Origin of the sequence: Streptomyces longisporus (assembly GCF_039532765.1) — a bacterium.
In the GTDB taxonomy this organism is placed as follows: Bacteria; Actinomycetota; Actinomycetes; order Streptomycetales; family Streptomycetaceae; genus Streptomyces; species Streptomyces longisporus.
Map to the genome: position 1 here is coordinate 394,500 of NZ_BAAASG010000008.1, position 22,170 is coordinate 416,669.

At 70.0% G+C, this 22,170-nt stretch carries 14 protein-coding genes and 1 pseudogene; 2 read left to right on the plus strand and 13 right to left on the minus strand.

The window, feature by feature from the left end; translation table 11 throughout:
• Window positions 1-103: 103 nt before the first annotated feature.
• Window positions 104-937: a hypothetical protein gene (locus ABD355_RS18855; RefSeq protein WP_344401612.1), complete on the plus strand. Its 834-nt coding sequence runs from the start codon at window positions 104-106 to the stop codon at window positions 935-937.
• Between the two features lie 68 nt (window positions 938-1,005).
• Here ABD355_RS18855 and ABD355_RS18860 read toward each other — a convergent pair whose 3' ends face one another.
• Both ABD355_RS18860 and ABD355_RS18865 read right to left on the minus strand, forming a co-directional pair.
• Complete coding sequence (locus ABD355_RS18860) at window positions 1,006-1,506, minus strand: GNAT family N-acetyltransferase (RefSeq protein ID WP_344401614.1); 501 nt, start codon at window positions 1,504-1,506, stop codon at window positions 1,006-1,008.
• 72 nt (window positions 1,507-1,578) lie between these two features.
• The gene (locus tag ABD355_RS18865) at window positions 1,579-2,607 is read right to left on the minus strand and encodes a S66 family peptidase (RefSeq protein WP_344401615.1); all 1,029 of its coding nucleotides are present in this window, start codon (window positions 2,605-2,607) and stop codon (window positions 1,579-1,581) included.
• Between the two features lie 217 nt (window positions 2,608-2,824).
• Here ABD355_RS18865 and ABD355_RS18870 point away from each other — a divergent pair, with 217 nt between their 5' ends.
• Window positions 2,825-3,139: an NUDIX domain-containing protein gene (locus ABD355_RS18870; protein ID WP_344401617.1), complete on the plus strand. Its 315-nt coding sequence runs from the start codon at window positions 2,825-2,827 to the stop codon at window positions 3,137-3,139.
• A gap of 44 nt (window positions 3,140-3,183) precedes the next feature.
• Here the strand turns inward: ABD355_RS18870 and ABD355_RS18875 are convergent, their stop codons facing one another.
• The 11 genes and pseudogenes from ABD355_RS18875 to ABD355_RS18925 all read right to left on the minus strand — a co-directional run bounded on the left by ABD355_RS18875 (window position 3,184) and on the right by ABD355_RS18925 (window position 21,848).
• Window positions 3,184-3,654, minus strand: a complete 471-nt coding sequence (locus ABD355_RS18875) for a hypothetical protein (protein WP_344401619.1) — start codon at window positions 3,652-3,654, stop codon at window positions 3,184-3,186.
• 223 nt (window positions 3,655-3,877) lie between these two features.
• A complete protein-coding gene (locus ABD355_RS18880; protein WP_344401620.1) occupies window positions 3,878-6,976 on the minus strand; it encodes an alpha-N-acetylglucosaminidase in 3,099 nt (1,032 codons plus the stop codon).
• Between the two features lie 31 nt (window positions 6,977-7,007).
• Window positions 7,008-7,904: a beta-glucosidase gene (locus ABD355_RS18885; protein ID WP_344401621.1), complete on the minus strand. Its 897-nt coding sequence runs from the start codon at window positions 7,902-7,904 to the stop codon at window positions 7,008-7,010.
• On the minus strand, window positions 7,901-8,830 hold the full coding sequence (locus tag ABD355_RS18890; protein WP_344401622.1) for a DUF1349 domain-containing protein: 930 nt from the start codon (window positions 8,828-8,830) through the stop codon (window positions 7,901-7,903). Before ABD355_RS18890 ends, ABD355_RS18885 begins: the two co-directional genes overlap by 4 nt.
• A gap of 5 nt (window positions 8,831-8,835) precedes the next feature.
• Window positions 8,836-10,266: an alpha-L-fucosidase gene (locus ABD355_RS18895; RefSeq protein ID WP_344401623.1), complete on the minus strand. Its 1,431-nt coding sequence runs from the start codon at window positions 10,264-10,266 to the stop codon at window positions 8,836-8,838.
• Window positions 10,267-10,277: 11 nt separating this feature from the next.
• Window positions 10,278-12,416 (minus strand): GDSL-type esterase/lipase family protein, encoded by a 2,139-nt coding sequence (locus ABD355_RS18900; protein WP_344401624.1) that lies wholly within the window; start codon window positions 12,414-12,416, stop codon window positions 10,278-10,280.
• Window positions 12,417-12,565: 149 nt separating this feature from the next.
• Entirely contained in the window at window positions 12,566-13,003 is a 438-nt protein-coding gene (locus ABD355_RS18905; protein WP_344401669.1) for an NPCBM/NEW2 domain-containing protein, read from the minus strand.
• Between the two features lie 67 nt (window positions 13,004-13,070).
• A pseudogene (locus tag ABD355_RS18910) lies at window positions 13,071-13,298 on the minus strand (hypothetical protein); the annotation flags it as partial.
• Complete coding sequence (locus tag ABD355_RS18915; RefSeq protein ID WP_344401625.1) at window positions 13,295-16,936, minus strand: beta-galactosidase; 3,642 nt, start codon at window positions 16,934-16,936, stop codon at window positions 13,295-13,297. The gene ABD355_RS18915 and the pseudogene ABD355_RS18910, both read right to left, overlap by 4 nt.
• Window positions 16,933-18,798 (minus strand): DUF4091 domain-containing protein, encoded by a 1,866-nt coding sequence (locus ABD355_RS18920; RefSeq protein ID WP_344401626.1) that lies wholly within the window; start codon window positions 18,796-18,798, stop codon window positions 16,933-16,935. The genes ABD355_RS18915 and ABD355_RS18920 overlap by 4 nt, the downstream gene beginning before the upstream one ends.
• Before the next feature lie 32 nt (window positions 18,799-18,830).
• Window positions 18,831-21,848 (minus strand): TIM-barrel domain-containing protein, encoded by a 3,018-nt coding sequence (locus ABD355_RS18925; protein WP_344401627.1) that lies wholly within the window; start codon window positions 21,846-21,848, stop codon window positions 18,831-18,833.
• Window positions 21,849-22,170 lie beyond the last annotated feature (322 nt).

The following is a 22,170-nucleotide window of genomic DNA, read 5'->3' on the forward strand; positions in this document are numbered from 1 at the left end:
CCGATGGCCGCAGGCTGTCTGCCCCGGCCAAGGTGGAGGAACAAGGGGAGACCGGGCCCCACCGCGTACCCCGCCACCCAGCTTGCAGCGAAGGAGGCCGACGATGGTCCTGCGCGGCACCACGGCAAGCGCACCACACACCCAGCCCAACCCTCACGGCCGGGGCGTCGGCATGCGCCAGCGCCACTGCCCCGCCATCGCTCTCGATCTGGGCAGCGCCCGTACCCGTATCTGGACCCAAGGCCACGCGACCATCCTCGACGTGCCCACCGCCACCCCCCGTGGCACGGCCACGGCCTGCCCCATTCACCGGGGCGCCATCGTCGACCCGGCGGCCTTGACCATGCTCATCTCCCGGCTGCTCGCCGGCCGCCTACCGGCCGGCGCCCACCCCGTCGTCGTCTTCACCACCCCCGTCCTCAGCGACGCCCGCCACCACACCACCGCCGTCGGTGCCCTGCAGATCCTGCGACCGCGCAGCGTATGGGCCATCGACAGCGTCAAGGCCATCGCCCTGGACTCCGGCGCCGACCTCTGCGAGCCGCTGCTCGTCCTTGACATCGGCGCCCACCTCAGTGAAGTCGCCCTGCTCACCGACGGAGCCGTCACCGCAGCCTGCCGCGGCACCATGGGCACCAGCGACCTTGCGACCAGCAGCCTTGCCGAACTGGTCACCGCCGTCACGACGATGATCACCAAAATGCTGTGCGACCACCCGCAGCCGCAACTCGTCGATGCTCTCGACCGCGGCCCACTGCTCGCCGGCGGCGCCGCCCTGCACCCCGAGTTCACCCACCAGTTGGCCGCACGCCTGCACAGCCCCGTCCAGCCAGTACCCCGACCACACAACGCCGCCATACGCGGAGCAGCCCGCGCCGCGCGCTCCGCCCAGCACCACCCCGCACTGTCCACATCCGCCTTCGCCCCACACACCTGACGCCGACCCATTCGCCGCACGACATCTGACGCCTACTGGGGCACACACATGCCCCTTGGCCGTGACACTCACACGGCTCGTTCCATGCAGACCAGTTGGTCCCGCTCGTCCCATGACTCGGTGACGGTGAATCCGAGCCGCTCGTACAGGGCGATCGCGCCCGCCCGCCACTTCCACACCGAGAGCCGCACCGCGCTGACGCCGCTTTCCGCAGCATGCACGAGCGCGGCGCTGACCAGGCTGGACGCGATGCCCCGCCCTCGGAACGCCGGGTCCGTCCAGAGCCTCTTCACCTCGGACCGTCCGTCGCCGGAGGCGGTCACCACCAGACAGCCCACCGGGGTGTCCCCGCTCAACGCCAGCAGCACGACATCGTCCACGAACACGGTCTGCGGATCCGCGATCTCAACCCGGTAGCGATCCGGCAACCCATCAACACCGGAGACGGCCTCCCCCTTCTCGGCCTGCGTCTGCAGATGGTAGGCCGCCAGCAGATCTGCCGGCCCATTCTGAGCGGAAGGGGCCTGACCTGGCCAGCGGACGATGGCAAGCTCGGGTTGATCAGTCATGACGTGAGCATCGCATGACGCACACCGAGGCCAGAACAGGCATCTTGATCCACGGGTGATCGGTCCGATGTCTCAGTTCAAGGTCTGCGTCAGTTCGCTGCGGCTCGGGGTGTGAATGATGCGGCCGTGCGCTCCGTTGACGATCGGCATATAGGGCGGGACGTGGCCGCACTCGATGTCGGCGAGGATCGGCAGGTTGAGAGAACCGAGTGCGTCGAGGACGGCTTCGTGCTGGGTCAGGGAACGGTTGTCGGGTGCGTTGGTCCGCCCGACGAGTACGGCGTTCGCCCGGTCGAAGAATCCGGCGAGCTTCATGCCGTGCAGATTGCGGCAGATGGTGAATGCGTCGTCTTGGGCTGCTTCCACATAGACGAGGAGCCCGTCCGGTGATGCGTCGCGAGCGAAGGCCGAGACGTCGAGGTAGGCCGTACCCGCGAGATTGCACAGAGTTTCGATGCAGCCGCCGATCAGCCTTCCCTCGGCCTCGACGTCGCCGCCGCCGTCGAGCCGGGTCCAGGCGCCCGCGGAGTCGAGCGTGTACTCGCGTATGTCGGGGTGGGCGGCGAAGTTGTCGAAGCCGGTGGTCCGGTGGCGACCGGGCGGGGTCTGGGTGAACCGGTGCCCCGGGGGCGCTGCGACGATGTCGAGCCACGACCGCAGCCCTTCAGGTACTCGATAGGGCGTGTTCATGAGGTTGTCGCCATGGATGGTCGCCGTCCCGGTGATCAGGGTCAGCGGCGTGATCAGAGTCGATATGTCGGAGAATCCGACAAGCCAGGTGGGCTCTGCCTTCCGCAGCTTGTCCCAGTCGAGCAGTGGGAGCAGGTCGATCGCGGTCTCTCCGCCCCAGGGCGGCACGATGGCCTTGATCGTGGGGTCGGTCAGCATCGACATCAGCTCGCTCGCGCGGTCAGTGGCGGAAGCGCTGACGTGCCCGGAGCCGTCCATGCACCGGCCGATGACGACCTCGTACCCGCGGTCCTGAACGGCACGAACGGCGACGTTGAGGCGCTCACGCAGTTCCTTGGCGACGCCGCTCGACGGAGATGTGACGCCAACACGGTCACCGGGACGCAGCGGAGATGGGTATCGAACGGCCATGCGCCGGATTTTGACATGGTGCCGTACCCGAAGAACACCGAATTCCCCCGCGACCGAGGAGGTGCAGCGCCTACGCTGCGCGAATGCGTGAGTTGACGTTGCGTATCCGGGTGGCTGCGTATGTGCTGCGTCGACGGGCGGGAGGTTCGGTGGAGTTACTCGTGTTCGACCATGACGCGGACCTGCCGCCCGGCACGCACATCCCGGCGGGGGGGGTGTGGCCCTACAGGAGTCACTGGAAGAGGCAGTGCTGCGGGAAGTCGAAGAAGAGTGCGGGCTGACATGTGTTCGGGTGCTGCGTCCCCTCGCGGAGGAACACACCCCGCACCCCATCCTCCTGTTTCCCCGCCACACGACCTTCTTCGAACTGGAGGTGGACGGCGATGCGGATGTGCCGGATGCCTGGGACCACCACGTGACGGGCGGCGGGCGCGACCGAGGCATGACATTCCATTGCCGGTTTGAGCCGCTACCCCTGGCTTTCCCCTTGGCGGACGGTCAAGACGCCTGGCTGGATCGTCTGGAGGCATAAGTACCCGGTCCGATCAGTGAAGTGGCGGCCGTCGCGGTGGCTTCTCAGGTCATCGCCGGAGGGCGTGGGGCCAGGAACAGCGGCCATGCCTCACCGGAATGGAGGTCGGCCACAAGCTGCTGGGGCGTCACCTGGGCCGGAGCCTTCAGCACAGCCGTCACATCGAGTGCCTGTTCATAGTGGCGTCCAGCGACAGGAGTACTCACCCGTAGCAGCCGGACCGCGTCCGGTTCGACAAGCGGGCGTTCAGGGAATCCGGCTGCGTCAATCGCCAACGCCTCAAGTACAGCCCGGTGGACAACGATCTCAACGCTCAGGACTTCCCCATGCAGGCGCCGCTCGGCCCAGCCGTCCGTGCCGACAAGCATGAAACAGTCTTCGCCCTCGTACGCGTACGAGAACAGTTCACCGACAGCGCGTTCCTCCGGCGACCCGTGCGGATCTATCACTACCGCGACCACGACCGCTTCCGGGGCCTCCGGGTCCATTCCGCTGCGCACCCAAAGTTCTGCCACTTGTGAGTCCCTGCTTCCCGTCGACACGTCGAGGACCGACTCGCCCGCGGCCGCACCCATGTCTGGAGACCCTCGGGATCCCCGCCATCCAAGCACCGTCTCGGGCTCGCTGCCTCGAAGGCATCGGTCAAGAGCCGGCGACTGGCCGCCGCCGGCTCCGCGTTGGCTTCGTCTCCCGTGTCGCCTGCGAGCCGGGGTCGATCCTCGGCCGCCGTCGCAGAGATCAGGCCACCGTGAACCCGTCGAACGTGGCCATGCCCCGTGTGCCGTTCCAGCCGTTGGCCGCGGTCATGAACACCCCGATGTCCTGTGCAACTGCCGCACCTGACGGCGTGGCGGTTCCCACCGTCGTCCAGATGGTGCCGTCCGTGCTGGCCTCCCCGAGGTACGAGGCGCCGGACCTGGTCAGCCGTAGCCGCACCGGCGCGGTGAAGGAGCCCGCCAGCTCGATCGAGTCGAAACGGCCGTCACCGTCGGCGTCCCAGCTCAGCGCACACCCGTTGGACGGTGTGACCGCCAGGTTCACATAGCCCGTGCTTCCCTGAGCAGCCAGGTCGTTGCGGACGACGAGGCCCGCCCGCGCCCAACCCCCGGTCGTGTCCTGCGCGGTGACCGTGACCTCGGCAACGGTCTTGTCGAGACAGGCTCCCGCCCGGTACACCGCCCCGAACTCATTGGTGGCGCCCCACAGGTCCGCCCCGGCACCCTCGATGGCGATCTCGTTGCCCGACTGGCCGAACACCGCATCGTTGTAGGAGACCGTACGGTACGGGTCCGTGACGCCGGTCGCGGCCAGCAGCCGTACCGGCGCGACCGCCTTCCCGCCTCCCGCGTACGCCGCCACCGCGACGACCTGGCCGATCAGTTCCGTCGGCTTGCCCGCCAGAGAGACCTCGAAGCGAGCGGCGAACGTGCCGCCGGACGCCACCGAGGCCGTACGCACCGGATCGAGCGGCTTCGCCGTCATGCCCTTGGGGACGGTGAGGGAAAGGGTGACCTCTCGCGCCGCCGTGAAACCGTTCCTGTTGGTGAAGGTGACCGTCACCGTCGCGGGCGTGCCCTCGGCCACCGCGGCCCGGTCGGCCGCCGCGGTGAGGGCCGCCTGATGGGGAGTGGCGGCGAGCAGGTCGCGTACGCGGCGGGCCAACGCGTACGGGGAACCGTGGGGTTCGGTCGGATGTGTCTCGTGGGCGTGCGCCCAGCGGTCCTCCAGGGCGAACCAGTCGATATGCGCCGGGTCCTTTCCCTTGGCGAGGGCGTCGAAGAACGTCTTCCAGCGGGTGCGGTACAAGCCGCCCACCAGCCCGGACCACTCCCGGTTGGCGTAGTCGTGCAGGCCCTCGTCGCTGCTGGCGCGTCCGCCCCAGGTGGTGAGGAGGGAGCGGACGTCGTACTCCAGGCGGTCCTTCTCGGCCCGGTCGGCCCCCCAGGCCCGGGCATCGGCGAGCCACCGCCCGAGCAGATGCGGGCCGGAGGTGGCCAACAGGTCGTCGAGGAGGTCCATCCAGTTCAGCCAAGTACTGGTCAACCTGCCGAAGAGGGCTTCTTCTCGCGCCTCGTGCGCGGCCTTGATCTGCGGCAGCAGTACCCGGCTGCGGTTGGACAGGACCTGCCGGGCCACGTCGACGACGTCGTACCGGTAGGCCGAGCTGTCCCTCAACTCGGTTCGCACGGCCAGGAGTTCGGTGAGCGCTGCGTCGAAGGCCGTGGTGTCGTAGCGGTCCTTCTCCGGGCCCCAGGCGGCGGCCTTGTTCGCCGTCAGGCTCGGACGGGCGCCGAACAGGCCGTCGGGCGCCTCGCTCCAGGAGTCCGCGCGGGACATGTTGTACGCGGTGTCGCGGATCGTCCGCCAGGCCGCGGCTGCGTGCCGGTCCGGGCCGCCGTAGCGGGAGAGGGCGTACGCCACGAACCAGTCGTCCAGGTCTACGGTGCCGGACGTCCAGGCGAGGTCCGTCAACAGGGCCAGGGCGGGTGCGTTGTTGTCCGCTGCCTCCGGCATGGCCGCGACACCGGCGAGTGAACTGCCCTCCTTGTCACGCCACTTGGGGTACTGCTCCACCCAGTCCGGGGCGTTGGCGCCGATCGGAGTGTGCCCGCCGAAGTTCCAGATGCTGCCGAAGGCGTACGGGGTGCCGCCCCAGTCGCTCTCGCGGTCGGTGACGGTGGTGTAGCGGTCCGACAGACCGTCCACGATCAGCATCCGGCTCTTGTCGACGCCGTCGAGCAGCGCCCGGGACGGGTTGGTCTGCCAGCCGAGGATCGCCCAGATCGCCCCCGGATGTGCCTTCTGCAGCGCCGCCTCGACGGCCTTCGCGGCCTCACCGACCGGCACGTCTCCGGGGTTTCCGCCTTCGTGCAGCAGGTCCATCTTGAACATCGTGCTGTCACCGAACCGCTCCGACTGGGCCCGGTAGAAGGCGGCGGCCACCTCACGGAAGGCCGCGGTGCGCGGGTCGAGCCAGTCGGGGCGTTTGAAGGCGCCCCAGGTGCCCTGCGCCACCACCGCCGCGTCCCCGCCGTGCCGGGCGGGGAAGTCGTCCGGCACGGTGCCGTAGTAGCCCGGCAGGACCGGCGTCATGCCCAGCTCGCGGATCCGGCGGACGATCTTCCGGGCGAGTGCGGCACGCCGCTCGATGAGCTGCCGGGAGACCGGCCCGCCGAAGCCCGACATGTTCTGCAGCAGCCACCAGGGCTGGTGGGCGGGGGCCGGGATCCAGGCGCGCAGTTCAGGGTCGGAGTAGCCGAGGCGGCGGAAGGTGTCGTAGTACACCGCGTCGCCACCGATGTAGACGAGGACCCGGTTGACCCCGTGCAGGGCCAGCACGTCCAACTCATGCTGCCAGGCGTCCCAGCTGCGGTAGGCGCCGGTGTAGCCCTCGTTGGTGTCGTTGAAGGCGAACCGGTGCGGCACGTTCGCCGTTCCGGTGATCTCCTCGGCGGGTGCGGGGAGGGTGCGCGGCAGGTTCAGCTGCTCGCCGGTCCAGGAGACGGAGGCGTGCGCGGTCCGCCGTAGGTAGGTGTGCAGGCCGGCGAGCAGCACTCCGGGACTGGTGCCCTCCACGGTGATGTGCCCGGTCCGGCCGGTGACCCGGAAGTGGTCGGTGTCGTCGGCGACGGCCCGCAGGGTGATCTGCCGGTGGTGGTCGGGCAGCAGCCGTTTCAGCGCGGCCGCGGCGGGAGCGGGGTCGAACAGGGCGCCGTCGGCCGCGTACGCGCCCTGCGGCCGGGCCAGCAGCGCGGCGCCTCCCACCGCCACCGCGCCCGTGAGGATCCGTCTGCGGGTGACACCGGCGGTGCCGAGGTCGCCTCGGTTGTCGTGCATGAACATCCTTCCGGCAGAGCTCAGTTGACGCTCAGTTGACCGTCATGGCGAAGATGTGCAGGGCGGGGACGCCCGACTGGAGGCCGTCGCTGACCTTGGGCAGGACCAGGGAGCGCAGCTCCTTGCCGGCCGCCAGGTCGACGCCGAAGGTGAACAGGCTGACGGGGCTGTCGTCCCGGCCGGTGGCGATGTGGCGGTACGGCACCACCACCGCTGCGGCCGGGCTCGCCCCGTACCAGTCCTGGACGGCGACGGAGAAGGGCTGTTCGGTGCCGTCGGCGTAGACGACCTTGCCGTCGCCCTTGCCCGCGCCCCAGGTGGTGGTGCCGAGGAAGGACAGGCGGGAGCCGGAGCCTGACAGCAGCACGGTCTGACCGGCACTGACGACGTTGTCGAGGTTGCCGGGCGCGGTGTCCGGCCAGGTGAAGGTCACACCGCCGTACGTGACCTCGGCGCCCGGAGTCAGCCCCACCGACGCCAGCGCCTGGGCGGACAGGCTGGAGTGCGAGCCGTCGATGTCGGCGACGGCGAGGGCGTCGTCGGAGGCGATCGCCGCGTTGTCGAAGGCTCCGGAGAGCGAGCGGTACGGCAGCACGACGGAGGAGGTCGCGCGCGTGCAGTCGGAGCCGTGGCGGTGCACGTCGAACAGTGCGTGCGCGGTGAAGGAGATCCGGCCTTCGGCGTTCTCGGCCAGCCGGGTCCGGAGGGTGCGGGTCACCGACCGCCCGGGCGCGAGGCTGCCCAGGCTGTCCGGTTCCCCGCTGTCGCTCACGGCGAGATAGAGCACGGTGCCGCGCAGAGCGATCCGGGTGGTGTTGGTCAGGGTGGCGGTCAGGGTCACCGTCTTGCCGGGCTCGGGGTCCGACGGGGTGACGGTCAGTGAGACGGGCGGCGGGAGGAAGTCCTCCTCGGGGCGGTAGGCGGTCACGACTCCTCCACGGTGAACTGGTCGAACACGGCACGGACCGTCGTACCGGGATGGTTGAGGTTCACCGCGCTGGCCACCACCCCGGCATCCAGGGCACCGTTCGCGGAGGGCACGGTCACGCTCGCGATCTCGTTCCAGGCGAGGCCATTGGTGGTGGAGTACGCGGTGTAGGTGGTGCCGGAGCGGATCAGGCGCAGCCAGGCGGGGTGGGTGGAAGCGCCGCCGCCGGCCCAGGTGTCGAGGTGTCCGTCACCGTCGCTGTCGGTCATGAACTCCACACCGTAGGACTGCGACATGGTGAGCACCGCGTAGCCACCCTTGTCCGGCGCGGTCAGGTCGTTGGCGACGGCGATGCCGTACTTGGCGCTGGGGTTGTCGCTCCCGGTGAGGCCGACCGTCTTGACCTGCACCACACTCGACGCGGAGGCGGCGCCCGGCAGGCGGATGCCGCCCTTCTCGTCCCGGCCGCCGGACAGGTCGGCGCCGCCCGCCCAGATCACCAACTGGCTGCCGTACTGCCCGAACCGGGCGTCGTCGGTGGTGGCGAACGTCTTGTACGGCTCCCGCACGCCGTTCGGCTCATAGGGCACGCTGACGGTCTTCGCGGCCCGCGCGCAGTCGGAGCTGCGGCCGTCGACGTCGAAGACGACGTGCGCGGTGAACGCGATGTCCCCGGCGACGTCGGTCGGCATCGACGTGCGCCAGCAGCGGCTGATGCTCGCGCCGCGGCGCAGGTCACCGAGCGCGATGGTGTGCGCGGCGGTCGTCGCGCCCGGGTCCACCAGGTACAGGACGGCACCGCGCAGCGGGAACGGGCAGTCGTTGACGAGGACCGCGGTCGCGGTGACGGCGTCACCGACGGCCGGCTCGGCCGGTTCGGTGGTGACGGTCAGGGTGGGGCCGAGGGTGTCCGTACGGGTGCTCACGCCGTTCACCGCCGCTCCCAGTCGACGGTGAAGGTGTTGGCGATCTCGCTGGGCAGCGTCTCCGGGACGCTGATGTGGACCTTACCGTCGGAACGGGTCCATTTCAGCGGCCCGTTGTGGCCGAGCAGCCCGATCCGCGAGGTCGCGGAGTGGGGGATGTCCGCGGGCAGGGAGAGGGTGCCGCGGGGAGCGCCGAGGACGATGATGTTGAACTTGCCCGGGCTGACGGTGTACCGGATGCCGAGTGGGCTGCCCTCCTCCTCGGCCCGCAGCCACGGCGTGGAGCCGTACACCGCGGGCCCGTTAACCTTCAGCCAGGCGCCGATGTCCCGCAGCCGCCGCTGCATCACGTCGGGAATGGTGCCGTCGGGCTTGGGCCCGATGTTGAGCAGCAGGTTGCCGTTCTTGCTGGTGACGTCGGCGAGCAGATGGACGAGGAACTCGGAGGTCTTGTAGTCCTCCTCGATCTCGAACTTGTTGTACCCCCAGGAGTAGCCCATCGTGATGCAGCACTCCCACTTCTGTGCGTCCATTGTGGGGTTGGTGCGCTGCTCGTAGGTGGCGTAGTCGAAGTGCGTGTCGAAGCGGTCGTTGACCACGACCCCCTTGGGCCGGCTGCGGTTCTTCGCCCTGTTGTAGTAGTGGGCGAGGGGCTCCTCGCTGCGCCACGGCGGATTCCCGGCCGGGCGGAACCACTGGCCGTCGGCCCACAGCAGGTCCGGGTCGTAGCGGTCGATGATCTCGTACAGCTGCTTGAGCTCGTAGTCGCCGATGTAGTCCGCGACGGGCTGGTAGCCGGTCATCGGGACCTCTGCACCGGTGTAGGCGTTCTTCATCGGGCGGCCGAGCGCCGGGTTGAAGAACTCGCCGAGCGAGTAGTACAGGCCCGGGCGCACCGTGCCGCGTCTGCGGGCGGCCGCCATCAGCTCGCCGACCAGGTCCCGTTTCGGCCCGTACCGCCCCGCGTGACGGTCCGTCACCTGGCTCGGCCACAGGGCGAAACCGTCGTGGTGCTTGCTGGTCAGCGCGAAGTACTCGGCACCCGCCTGCTCGAACAGCCGCACCCAGGCGTCCGGGTCGTAGTTCTCGGCCCGGAACTGCGGGATGAAGTCGTCGTAGAGGAAGTCCTGGCCGTAGGTGTCGCGGTGGTACTTCCAGGTGGGGTCGGTGTCGAAGCTCTGGTACCACAGGTACCACTCGGCGGCCATCTGCCGGGCGGAGCCGGCGGGAACCGAGTAGACACCCCAGTGGACGAAGATGCCGAACTTGGCGTCCTTGTACCAGCGCGGTACGGGGTGTGTGTCGAGGGATGGCTTCGTGGGCCGGTAGTCGGGGATGCCGCCGCTGATCGCGCGGGCGGCGCCGGGCGGGGCGAGGAGGACTGCTGAGCCGAGAGCGGTGGCCGTGGTCAGGAAGCGTCTGCGGCTGAGGTTCACAGGGGGACCTCTCAGTGGGTGGTCGAGAAGGAGTCGAAGACGGCTGTGGTGGTCCGGCCGGGATGATCGAGGTTGACGGCGCTCGCGACCATCCCGGCGTCGAGGCCACCGCCGGCCGCGGACGGCACGGTCGCGGTCCCGATCCGCTGCCGGGTGGTGCCGTCGGCGCTGGCGTACGCCGTGTAGGCGGTGCCGTCGCGCGTGAGCCTGAGCCAGGCCGGGTGGTACGAGGAGCCGCCGCCCGTCCAGGTGTCGAGCTTCCCGTCGCCGTCGCTGTCGGTCATGAACTCCACGCCGTAGCTCCTGGACATGGTGAGCACCGCGTAGCCGCCCTTCTCCGGGGCGGTCAGGTCATTGGCGACGGCGATCCCGGCCTTGGCGGAGGGTCCGCTGCCGGTCTGCTGAACGAGGCGGGCGGTGACGCTGCCGGAGGCGGGCATGGCGTCCGGCACATGGATGGCGGCCTTCTCGTCCTTCCAGCCGGCCAGGTCCTGGCCGCCTGCCCAGATCGCGAACTGGCCGCCGTTCTGGGCGTATTGGGCGTCGTCGGCGGTGGCGAAGGTCCGGTACGGGGGCCGGACCGCGGACGGGACGGGGGTGACGTCGGCGGTCACCGTGTCGGTGTCGTGCCTCGTCCGGCCGTCCTGCCGGAAGGACGTGCGTACGCCGATGTCGTACGGCCCCCAGGGCGTGTCGGCGGACGGGATGACGCGCCAGGTTACGGTGGAACTCCCGCCCGGAGCCAGGGAGCCGGTCCCCGTCGGGCCCTCCGCCTCGGCGGTCCAGCCGTGCGGCAGACGCAGTCCGGTGGTGACCCGGCCGACCACCCCGGGACCGGAGTTGGTGACGGTCGCGGTGATCTCGGTGGCGCGGCCGACCGGGAGGCTCGGACGGACGGGGCTGAACCGGACGCGGGCCGAGGGGCAGTCGCGGGCCACCCGGAGTCCGGCGAGGTCGACCGCGTCGGCGAACGCCTTCATCCCGTTGTCGTTGGGGTGCAGGTGGTCACCCGAGTCGAAGGCGGCGGCGTAGCGAGTGGGGTCGTCCGGATCGCGTACCGCCTTGTCGAAGTCGGCATAGCCGTCGAAGACACCGCCGTCGCGCACGAACGCGTTCACCTTCTGCCGGTCGGCCTCCTTGGCCTCGGTCCAGTACTCGCCCCAGCCGCGGTACGGAACCACGGTCGCGCCGATCACCCGTAGTCCGCGGGCGTGGGCCTGGCGGGCGATCTCCTTCATGCCGTCGATCACCTGGTCGCCGGTGGCGCCGCCCCAGCTGAGGTCGTTGACGCCCTCGAAGAGGATCACCGTGCGGGCGCCCGGCTGGGACAGCACATCGCGCTGCAAACGGTCCAGCGCCGAGGGATTGCCGTCGGTGCCTGCCGTGATGCGGTTTCCGCTGATGCCCTCGTTCAACACCCCGGCGGTGGAGGTACAGGCCGACAGCCGTTCCGCCAGGTAATCGGGCCAGCGCCGGTTCGTGTCCGCGGTGGAGGCGGCCCCGTCGGTGATGGAGTCACCGAGCGCGACCACGGAGCCCTGTGCCGTACCGCCCCGCACGTCGACACCGGTGAGGAAGGGGAAGGTCGTGTCGGTCCTCGTGAACGCGCCCCCACCGGCGTCCCGGGCGTGGTCGCCGCCGCCGTCGGGCGTCCAGTAGACGGTCTGCAGCCCCATCCAGTGCTGGCTGACGTGGGTGAGCCTGCCGGGGAAGTACAGGCTGACCACCAGGTCGCTGCGGGCCGCGACGGGAATCCGCACCCCGTCGCTGGCCGCCTGGCCGTGGGCGGGGATCGTCACGGTCCCCTTCCCGCCGAACGTCAGGCTGCGCGGGCCGGACACGGACGAGCCGCTCGTGCGCCGCCCCACGGTCGCGTGCCCGATCGTCACCGGCTGGTCGGTGAACTCATTGGTCAACCGGATCCGCACGCTCGTCCCACCCGCACTGACATGCACCGGTATTCGCACGGTCACCTCGGAGGTACCCGGGTCGTACGAGGCGTGCTGCGCGGTCGCCCACGTCCCCGTCCACGGCTGCGGCCGGGACCCGGCCTCGGCGGAGGCCGCCGGCAGCAGGGCCACCAGTACAGCCCCCGCGGCCAGGGCCGCTGATCTTCGGTGCCCACGCGGGTGTCCCAGCGGTCCGAACATGGGTCCTCCCCTTCATGCGGTGTTCGTGGGATGCGATCCAACTGCCCTGGGCAAAGCCCTTAGGGGCGGCTCGTTGCGCTCAGGCCCGGCGTCCTGTGCAGGTGTGCCTGGCGCAAGCCGCGGCACGCTGCTTGGCCGCCGCCGGGGCATCAGGCGCCGCCACCACAACTCAGCTTGGCGTCGGCCCAGTCCGCGTGGTCGAGGGCGTTGCCGTCCCCGGCGTCCGAGACGACGAGTTCGAGTCGCCGGGCCCCGGTGACGTCCACGTCGATCCTCTTGGTCGCCGTGTCGCGGTCGACGGTTCCGCTCTCGTAGACGCTCACTCCGTCGGCGAGGACGCTGTAGGCGACCGTGGCCGGACCGTCCGACCGGCCGTACGTCTCCTGGTCCAGGCCCAGCGCCGCCGTGAACCTCGTGCAGGTGCCGCCGAGCCACACCCGCACCGAGCCGGCCGCGTGCATGCCGAGCCCCTTGGCGTAGGTGACGTCGTGCAGGCGGATCGGCTGTCCGTCGCCCTGTGCGTTCTCGCCGTTGGACTGGTCGCGTTCGACCGGCCCCCAGCCGTTGCTCGACGACTGGAAGGGCAGATCGCTGACGTAGTGTCATCCCGCCGGCCTTGATCTTCTGCAGGACGTCGCGCCACAGGCCGGGGCTGGGCAACCGCCAGTAGTGGAACTCGCCGGACCAGAGCAGGATGCGTCGTCCGTCGACGGTGACGGAGTAGCGGTCGTAGGTGATGGCGTGGGCGGAGGGTCGGGCGGTCGTCGCCAGGTCCGTGGGCCGGGCCGCCGCGCGAGCCGGGGCCGTGGTCACGAGCGCGATCAGCAGCAGGGTGGACGCGAGGCCGGCCAGAGCGGCACGCCATCGCTTCGCGGGGCTCATCCGTTGCCTCCCGTGCAGGTGAGGTGGGCGGCGGCCCAGTCGGCGTGGTCCGTGGAGTTGTCCCCGCCGCTGTCCACCGTCAGGTCCAGCCAGCGGGCGCCGGTGACGTCCACGTCGACCGGCATACCGGGGTCGGGGCCCCGGAGGGTCGGGGTCGTGAAGAGGTCGCGTCCGTCCGCGGTGACCTTGAAGGAGACGCTGCCGCCGTCCCCGACCTCGTCGTCCACGCCGACGGTGGCCGTGAACCGGCTGCAGACGCCGCCGAGATGGACGCGGACCTGGCTGTCGGCGTGCACACCGAGGCCCTTGGCGTACGTGGTGTCGGCGACGGTCAGGGTGTGCCCGTCACCGGCCGCGTTCTCGCCGTTCGAAGTGTCCCGCTCGACCGGACCCCAGCCGTTGACGGCCCGCACGAACGGCAGATCGCTCACGTACACGTCCCCGGCGGGTGGGCGCGGCGGTACTTGGACGGCCCGTTCACCACTGGTCTGCGAGGTGCGGCCGCCCTGCCGGTAGGAGGCCGTCGCCGACAGCAGGGCGTACGGCACCGTGCCGGCCGGCGGAGTGACGGTGTACTCGGTGGTGACCGTGGCGCCGGGGGCGACTCGCGCGAAGTGTGTCGGACCGTCGGCCTTGGTCGTCCAGCCGTCGGGGGCCTTGAGCGACAGGTCCACGTCGTGTGCCGCCTTCGTGGAGACGTGGAAGGAGACGGTCGCCCGGCCCGCCTCACCCGCGCTCAGGAAGGGCCCGGCGGCCAGGGTCACCTGGGCACCCGACGCGGGGTTCGCGTACGTCTTCGCGTCGTACGACGGTGCCCGCACGGTGCCGATCGGGATGCCGCCCGCGCTCGCGCCGAGGTCGACGAGGCGTGCGGAGCCGGGTCCGGAGCGGTCCTGCGTGGACCAGACAGCGAGGGCGATGGTATTCGTACCGTGCTCGTCGAGCAGGCCGCTCGGGATGACGAAACGGGCCTGCGGACCGGTGTCGGCGAGATAGCGGCCGATGAGCCAGCCGTTCACGAAGATCTGTGCCCGGTAGCCCTTGCCGCCCGTCCCGTCGGCGAGTTCGAGGGCGAGCGGGGTGTCCTGGTCGCGGGGCAGGTCGAGCCGGGCCGTGGTGCGGTACCAGCGCACGCCGGGGCCGGACTTCGCGGACTGCGCGGCGAGGGTCGCACGGGTCCAGGACGCGTCGGGGTAGCCGGGCAGCGACCAGCCCGAGCGCTCGCCGTACAGGCCACCGTTGTTGTATCCGCCGCGTGCCGTGTCGAGGGGGTGTTCGCCACCTCGGGTGCCCTGGATCTTCCAGGTGATGGTGGAGTCGGCGCCGATGAGGTCGGCGGAGAGCAGTCCGCGCGGTTCCTTGGAGTAGTCGTGACCCCATTCCTCGTTGTCGCCGGCGTTCTCGACGAGGACGGAGAGCACGTTGTCGCCGGTGCCCGCGAGGGTCCCCTCGGGGATGTCGAAGGTGTGTCTGCCGTCGCCGAAGTGGCCGAGGTAGCGACCGTTCAGCCAGGCCGCGTAGAGGCCGTGCGGGCCGGTGTTCGCGTTCAGGGTCACCGCGCTCGTGCGGCCCGTGGTGCGGAAGCGGCCCCGGTACCAGACGTCGCCCTGGTGGAAGCCGTACTCGTCCATGGCGAGGACCGGGGTGTACCCGGCGAGGTCCGGGTTGTCGGCCGTGAGATGGTCGGCGACGGTCCATGCCGAGTCGTCGAAGTCGGTTGTGGACTCGGGGTTCTCGCCCCGGGTTCGCCAGTCGGTGAGGGCGGGGAGTTCCACCGGTCGGGGTGCGGAGGTGCCCGCGGTGCGGCGCCCGTTCCACGTCACGTGCGTGGTGTCGGCGATGACCTCGATCTTCGCGGCCTTCGTCGAGTCGCCCGTCAACTTCATTGTGTCGTGGTCGACTTGGGCCGTACGGAGGAGGGACGGGCCGCGCACGAGCACCGGCCCGGCGTCGGTGTCCTGCCGCCACCACTGCGCTGTCTCCTGAACGTCCGCGATGAGCAGGACGAGGTCGCCCACGCGTACCCGGACGAGGCCCTGGTGGATGTAGTTCAGCCGCAGGTCACCGCGTCCGGCGTCCCAGGTGACGTCCGCCTTGCCGTCCAGGACCGTGACTTTGGGCTTGCCCCTGTACCGCAGTACGGTCTCTCCCGCCTCACCCCTCCTCCCGTACAGCAGCGCCACGTCGTCGGCGCCGATGCGGGCGTGGGTCATGATCTCGGAGGTGGAGTAGACGAGCCGCTGCCGTTCGAGGTCGTAGCCGGCGACCAGGATCTTGGCGTCCCGGCCGGCGACCGTGACCGTGCCCTGCTGCGGGACGCGCGGGTAGTCGCCGTCCCGGCCGGACAGGGAGAAGGTCGTGGCCTCGGTGGTCGTCGCGCGGGTGTCGGCGTGCCGGAGGGTGAAGAACTGGGTGCCGTCGTCCGGGTTCACCCGCCGGTCGATCCGCAGGGCGGCGTCGCTCGGCGTGGGTGCCTGGGCCCGGTCGGTGCGGGCCAACGGCTTCACCGCGTTGACGAAGTAGCCGAGCCGCTTGAACTCCTCGTACTTGTCGGTGAGTTGGCGTGACTCGGTGATCGGTGCGCCGTAGTCGTACGACGTGTAGACGGCGTTGGGGTCGGCGAGCCAGCCCCAGTTGGTGCCGCCGTACGTCATGTAGAACGACTGGCCGGTGACCCCCGCGGCGATGTTCATCCTGGTGAACACGCGAGTGAAATCGGTACCGGTGAGCCGGCGGCAGGCGGCGTAGCCGGAGCCGCCCCAGGCGTCGAAGGCACCGCCCTGCGCCTCGGGGATGATCAGCGGGGACTGGGGCTTGAAGTCCTTGACGTAGGAGTAGTCGGGCAGGTCCTTCCAGGCGTCGGGGGCCGAGCAGTCGAAGCCCTGCGGATAGGCGTCGAAGCCGTAGATGTCCGGGGCACCCTTGCCGCTGACCCAGTTGCGGTTCGGGCCGCCGTCGTTGACGAAGGTCGGGACGTCGATGCCGTCCTTGCGCGCCCAGTCGATGAGGGTCTGCATGTAGTCGGCGGACAGGCCGCCGCCCTGGTACTCGTTCTCGACCTGGTAGAGGATCACCGACCCTGTGCCATGGGTGAGCTGGTGACGGGCGATGATCGGGTTGATGCGGCTCATCCACTCCCGGGCGTCCTTCATGTACGCAGCGTCGGCGGTGCGGTTCACGCCCGCGTGCGTCTTGCGCCAGGCCGGGAACCCGCCGCCGGAGACCTCGGCGTTGATGTACGGACCGGGGCGCGCGATCACATACAGGCCGGCTCGTTCGGCCTCGTCGAGGAGCCGCTCGACGTCGCGGACGCCGGTGAAGTCGTAGGAGCCGGGGGCGGTGGAGTGGTAGCCCCAGTCGAAGTACAGGGACACGGAGTTGAATCCGGCGGCCTTGATCTTCTCCAGCACGTCGCGCCAGGCGTCGGGGCTCGGCAGCCGGAAGTAGTGCAGCTCGGCGCCCCACAGGTACACCGGCTTCCCGTCGATCCGCACCGAGTACCGGTCGTAGGTGACGGTATGCGCCTGCGGCGCGGCAGCCGGCGCCGTCCTGGGGGCGGCGGCCTGCACGGCGGGCGCGGCCAGGCAGCAGGCGGCCAGGAGTGCGGTGGTGAGGAGGGCGAGCCAGGTTCTTCTCATGACGTCAGCGCCTTCACCACCGCGGCCCGCGCGGTCTCGACATCGGTTACGTCCTTCGTACGGCCGTCAAGGTTGCGCGTCGCCGTGCTGAGGGCCTGGGTCAGGGCTTCGCCGTCGGCGGTGCCACCGTCCTTCTTGCGCAGCTCGTCGATCAGCTCGAAGTCCTCGATGCCCTCCTTCAGTTGCTCCCAGCGGATGCTGGACATCGGGCCGTTCCTGCCGGGGTAGACCATGTATTCGTCGCCCTGCGTGAAGATGTACACCGGCTGGCTGAAGGGATCGGACGTCCAGCTGTTGTACGACCAGCGCAGGAAGCCGTCGAGGTGGCGCTGGGCGGCGATCCACGGCAGCATCCTGGCTTCCACGGCGGGGGAGTAGGACAGCGTGTTGGGGTGGGCCGGGGTGCCGTACACATAGAAGGTGGTGACCTTGCCCTCGGCCCGGCGCTCCTCGGCCTGCTGGGCCGTCATCCGGTCGATGGTGTCCCAGCTGACGGACAGGTCGGAGGCGAGGTCGGCGGTGCCGGCCGAGCCGGCGACGGAGATCCGCTGGTCGAAATCCGGCGCGACTTCGTGGACGAAGTCCCTGACGACCGTCATGGATGGGACCGGCCGCTCGTCGAACGACAGATACGTGCGGTCCAGCCACCCCTTGCCCCGCAGATGCTTGACGAAGGCGGGCAGGAAGGTCCCCCACGCCTCGCGCCAGCGGGTGCCGCCCAGGTCGACGTTCTCGTAGACGCTCTTGCCGGTCCGGGTGTCGGTGTAGGTGAGGTGCTCGCCGTCCTGGAACGCCAGCATGGAGAACGCCCCGATGTCGGGCCCGACGCCTGCCTTCAGCGCCGTGCGGACATACCTGTCCCAGCGGGAGAAGTCGAAGGAGAACCGGCTGCCGTCCCACTTCCAGGCGACCATGCTGGAGTAGGGCGTGGCCGTCTGCGAGCGGCGAGTGCCCAGCGACCACTGGTGGTGCCACGGGTTGTCGACGATGGTGGTGTTGACGACCTTCTGGCTGTGTCCCGCCAAGTCCTTGTCGTAGGCCTCGATCAGCTTCCAGTGCCGGTCCGACCAGGGCTCCACACCGGCGTTCAGCGCCATGGTCTCCGGCTGGGCCCACACGTCGAGGAAGAAGCTGGAGTCCTTCGCGTCCGGCACGGCGGCGTTCGCCACCTGGACGGAGAGCGGGTAGGTGACCTTGGTGCCGTCGTCGGCGGTCACCCTGACCGTGCCGGTGTAGGTGCCGGGGGCCGCGGTCTTCGGGATGTGGAAGGTGAACCACAGCGGCTGTGCCGCGTAGGCGGGTACGTCGACCGAGGGGCCCTCCTGCAGCGCGTCGCCGACGACGTCCGGGTTGCGGTCGCCGGAGACCTCGGTCGGGGAGCTGACCTGGTCGATGGTGGCCGACCAGTCCATCTCGGTCTTGGAGCGCTGCACGGGCACGTACTTCACGAACCGGACCTGTGTCCCGGCGCCGGAGATCCTCGCCCCGCCGGGTCCGGTGAGGTCGCCGACGCTCGCCCGCACGTCGTGCAGGTCGTGCCCGGAGGCGATGGCCAGCTGGGCTGAGACCTGCTCGTTGCGGACGGCGGAGAGGGACAGGTTCCGGGTGTCCTTGCCCTGGATGGCGGCGGTCGGGTAGCGGGGGACGCGCACCTCGGCGGAGGAGGCGAAGGAGCCGGTGGGTATCCAGGTGATCGTGTCCCTGGTCCCCATGGCGTCGGCGACCTTGACGGTCAGCCAGGTGGTCGTGGCTCTCTCGTTGACGTCCGTGGCGGATCTGCCGGTGCCGGCGATCGCCGTGGTTGTCGCGGCTATGACAACCCCGGCGACGAAGGCGGCGACGGCCGTCGGAACGCGTGACATGGTCCGGGTCCCTCTCGGAAAGTGACGGGGATTCAGGAAGTGACGGAGAACGCCTTGAAGACGGCCTCGGAGGTGGACCCGGGGAAATTGGCGTTCACGGCGCTGGCGACCAGCCCCGTGTCCTCGCTCCCGGCGGCCGACGGCACCTGGGCCGTGCCGACCGTCGTCCAGCTCTGGCCGTCCTTGCTGGCGTACGCGGTGTACGTGGTGCCGTCGCGGACCAGCCGCAGGTGCGCCGGGTAGTACGTGGAGCCGCCGCCGGCCCAGGTGTCGAGGACGCCGTCGCCGTTGCTGTCGGTCATGAACTCGAGCCCGTAGCTCCTGGTCATGGCCAGCACCGCGTAGCCGCCCTTCGCCGGGTCGGTGAGGTCGTTCGCGATCGCCAGCCCTGACTTGGCCGCCGGGCTGTCGCCGCTCTGCGAGACCAGCTCCGTCTGGACCGTGGAGTGCTGGCCGGCCGCGCCGGGCAGGTAGACGGCGCCCTTCTCGTCCTTCCAGCCGGACAGGTCCTGCCCACCCGCCCAGATGGCGAACTGGTCGCCGGCCTGTGCGTACTGGGCGTCGGTGGTCTGTGTCGTGCGGTACGGGTCGTGGACGCCGCCGGGGGCCGCTTCCACCGTGGCCCGCACCGTGTCGTCGACGGTGACGGTCCTCCCGGCGCTGGTCTTGTAGGTCACCGTGCCCCTGAGGTCATGGCCGCCCCATGTGGCGTCGGCGGCCGGGGTGACCGTCCAGGTGGTGGTGTACGCGGCGCCGGGGGCCAGGGAGCGCGCGGTCGTGGCGCCGGTGGGCCGCGCGGTCCAGCCGTCGGGCACGGCCAGGGCGGCGCGGACGGAACCGATGGCCCCGGTACCCCAGTTGGTGGCCGTGGTGGTGACCTCGAAGGGCTTGCCGGACCCGGTGCCGGGCGCGTCCGGACCGATCAGGACGGACGCGGCCGGGACGTCGTCGCGCTTCAGAGCCCGGACAGCCTTCGCCGCGCCCCTGGCGCCGAGCTTCACGAACGTGGGCGTCACCCCGAGCGGCGCGGCATACCCCTTGAGGGTCGCGGGGCCGTGGATGACCGTGCCCTGGTTGACGTCGAACCAGGTGCCGGACGGCAGGTACACCGTACGGGTGGCGCCGGAGCCCAGCTTGGGGGCGGCCAGGACGGCGGGGCCCAGCATCCATTCGTCCGCGACCGTGTAACTCGCCTGATCCTTGGGGAAGTCGAAGAACAGCGGGCGCATGATCGGGTCGCCGGTCCTCAGCGTGGACTGCACTTGGTCCCAGATGTAGGGGGCCAGCCGTTCGTGCGCCTTGATGGCCGCTCTGTACAGGTCGATGGTCTGCTGGTCGTACGTCACCTTCTGGCCGGTGGTGACGTCGTTGGTCTCCACCGGTGAGGTGGAGGCGTACATCAGCGGCATCAGCGACGCCGACTGCGCCCAGCGGATGAGGACGTCCTTGGTGGGGGCCGCCTGGCCGCCGGAGCCTCCGATCATGTCGGACTCGACGAACGGGTAGCCGATCGTGGAGATCGCGAGGTTCTGGCTGACCGAGGCCTTCAGGGAGTCCCAGCCGGTGCCCTTGTCGACCTGGCGGGTGACGAAGCCCGCCTGGTGGGCGGTGGAGTTCCAGTGGACCCGGATGCCGGCGCCCTGGAGGTCGTAGGCGTCGGCCAGTTGGGTGCCGAGCTTCTGGTAGTCCGTGGCCTGGTGGCCCGCGCGTGGCGCGCACTTCTCGTCGAAGAAGCGGGTGTCGAACTTCAGCCCGTCGATCCGGTACTTGTCCATCAGGGTCTTGAGGTTGCCCTCGTACCAGGCCTTGGCGGCGGGGTTGGCCAGGTCGATGATCCCGGCCTGGCCGTTCCACCAGGTCACCTGGCACGGCTTGCTGGTGTCCTTGGCGTCCATGAGCAGATAGCCGTGGTCGGCCGCGTACTGGTAGTTGGCGGAGTCGAGGTTGATCCACAGGGTGACCCAGAGGCCGAAGTCGAACCCCATGGCGTGGATCTTGTCGGACAGGCCCCGGGGATCGGGGAAGGTCTTGCGGTCCCAGGTCAGATTGCCGTAGTTCGACTCCCACTTGTCGTCGAGCTGGATGGTGTGCCCGCCCAGGCCGTTGTCGTGGAGTTCGGTGGCGTAGGCGAGCAGTTTCTGCTGGTCGACCTTGGTGTAGAACTGCGCCCAGGAATTCCACAGCGGCTTGGCGTACTGCTCGTACGTGGCGTCGCTCTTGGCCGGTTTGCCGACGATGCCGATGTAGTCGCGGTAGACGGCGAGCGGGGTCGACTCGACGAAGACGGTGGCCTTGTAGGTGCCGGCCGAGTCGACGGTGAAGCGGCCGAGGCCGTCCTTGCCGCCGTTGATGTTGACGTCCATGGTGTCGCCGGTGTCGACGCGCAGTCCGGTCGAGGCCGAGGTGTACCAGAACGGATCGATCATGTTGTACGAGGCGGGGCCGAAGCCGGTGTGCTCCACCTGACCGCTGTCCAGCGGCCACGGCTGGTCGACCCCCGGTCCGCCCTGTGGCGTCTCCGCCTCGCCGTGGCCGTACCAGTGACCCGCCGACGACAGGTCGTAGACGAGGCCGAGTTGCTTCGGGCCGCCGCCGTGGACGTCCCAGTCGAGCTGGTAGCGGTCGGCCCGGGGCGTGATCCGGGCCTCCACTGTGGCGCCGTCGAGTGTGCTGGCGGCGGTGACGGTCAGTACGCCGTTCTTCCAGGTCCAGCCGGTGACGCCGGTCGCGTGCTGCAGGCTGCCGTCGGCCGCGGAGAAGCGCAGGGCACCGGTGCCGCCGGAGGCGGTGGCCAGCACGGTCTTCCCGGCACGGCGTGTGGTCAGGGCGAGTTCGTCGGTGGCTACGTCGAGGCTGTAGCCAGGGGCGTCGACGGAGGCTGGTACGGAGACCGTGACGGCATGCGCGGTGCGGGTGACCTTCGGCGCTTCGGTGGGGGCTGCGGCAGGGAGGGCGGCGGCGGTGGATCCGGAGACCGGCGCCGCTAACAGGGCGGCGGTCAGAGCGGCAGCGATCAACAGGCCGCCGGGGCTGCTCAGTCGGGCGTGCACTCGGGTCCTCCTGTCGGACAGGACGGGGCTAAGAGGGGCGGTGCGACGTGCGGTTGGCGTGCGGAGTGCACGGCCACGAGGAGGCGCGATGCCGGGCAGGGCGTGCGGTCTGCTTGATGATGCGTGCTCTTGCAAGATTCCAAGCAATTTCGCACATGCTCTTGCTGTAGCTGCCACCTGTCAACAGGTGGGGTGCGGGGCTTGGATCTCGGCGCCGCAGAATTTGCCTCTCCGTTATAAACAGTTTGGCCGCCCGCCTAGGCCTCATTGCCGCGGCCTGCCGTCGGCCGTCGGGCAGCGCACTGCTTGACGGATGCGTGAC

Bases quoted from the DNA above. Each gene is read 5' to 3' on its own strand.
- ABD355_RS18855 (WP_344401612.1), top strand. From the start codon at position 104: ATGGTCCTGCGCGGCACCACGGCAAGCGCACCACACACCCAGCCCAAC.
- ABD355_RS18860 (WP_344401614.1), bottom strand. From the start codon at position 1,506: ATGACTGATCAACCCGAGCTTGCCATCGTCCGCTGGCCAGGTCAGGCC.
- ABD355_RS18865 (WP_344401615.1), bottom strand. From the start codon at position 2,607: ATGGCCGTTCGATACCCATCTCCGCTGCGTCCCGGTGACCGTGTTGGC.
- ABD355_RS18880 (WP_344401620.1), bottom strand. From the start codon at position 6,976: ATGCACGACAACCGAGGCGACCTCGGCACCGCCGGTGTCACCCGCAGA.
- ABD355_RS18900 (WP_344401624.1), bottom strand. From the start codon at position 12,416: ATGTTCGGACCGCTGGGACACCCGCGTGGGCACCGAAGATCAGCGGCC.
- ABD355_RS18915 (WP_344401625.1), bottom strand. From the start codon at position 16,936: ATGAGAAGAACCTGGCTCGCCCTCCTCACCACCGCACTCCTGGCCGCC.
- ABD355_RS18920 (WP_344401626.1), bottom strand. From the start codon at position 18,798: ATGTCACGCGTTCCGACGGCCGTCGCCGCCTTCGTCGCCGGGGTTGTC.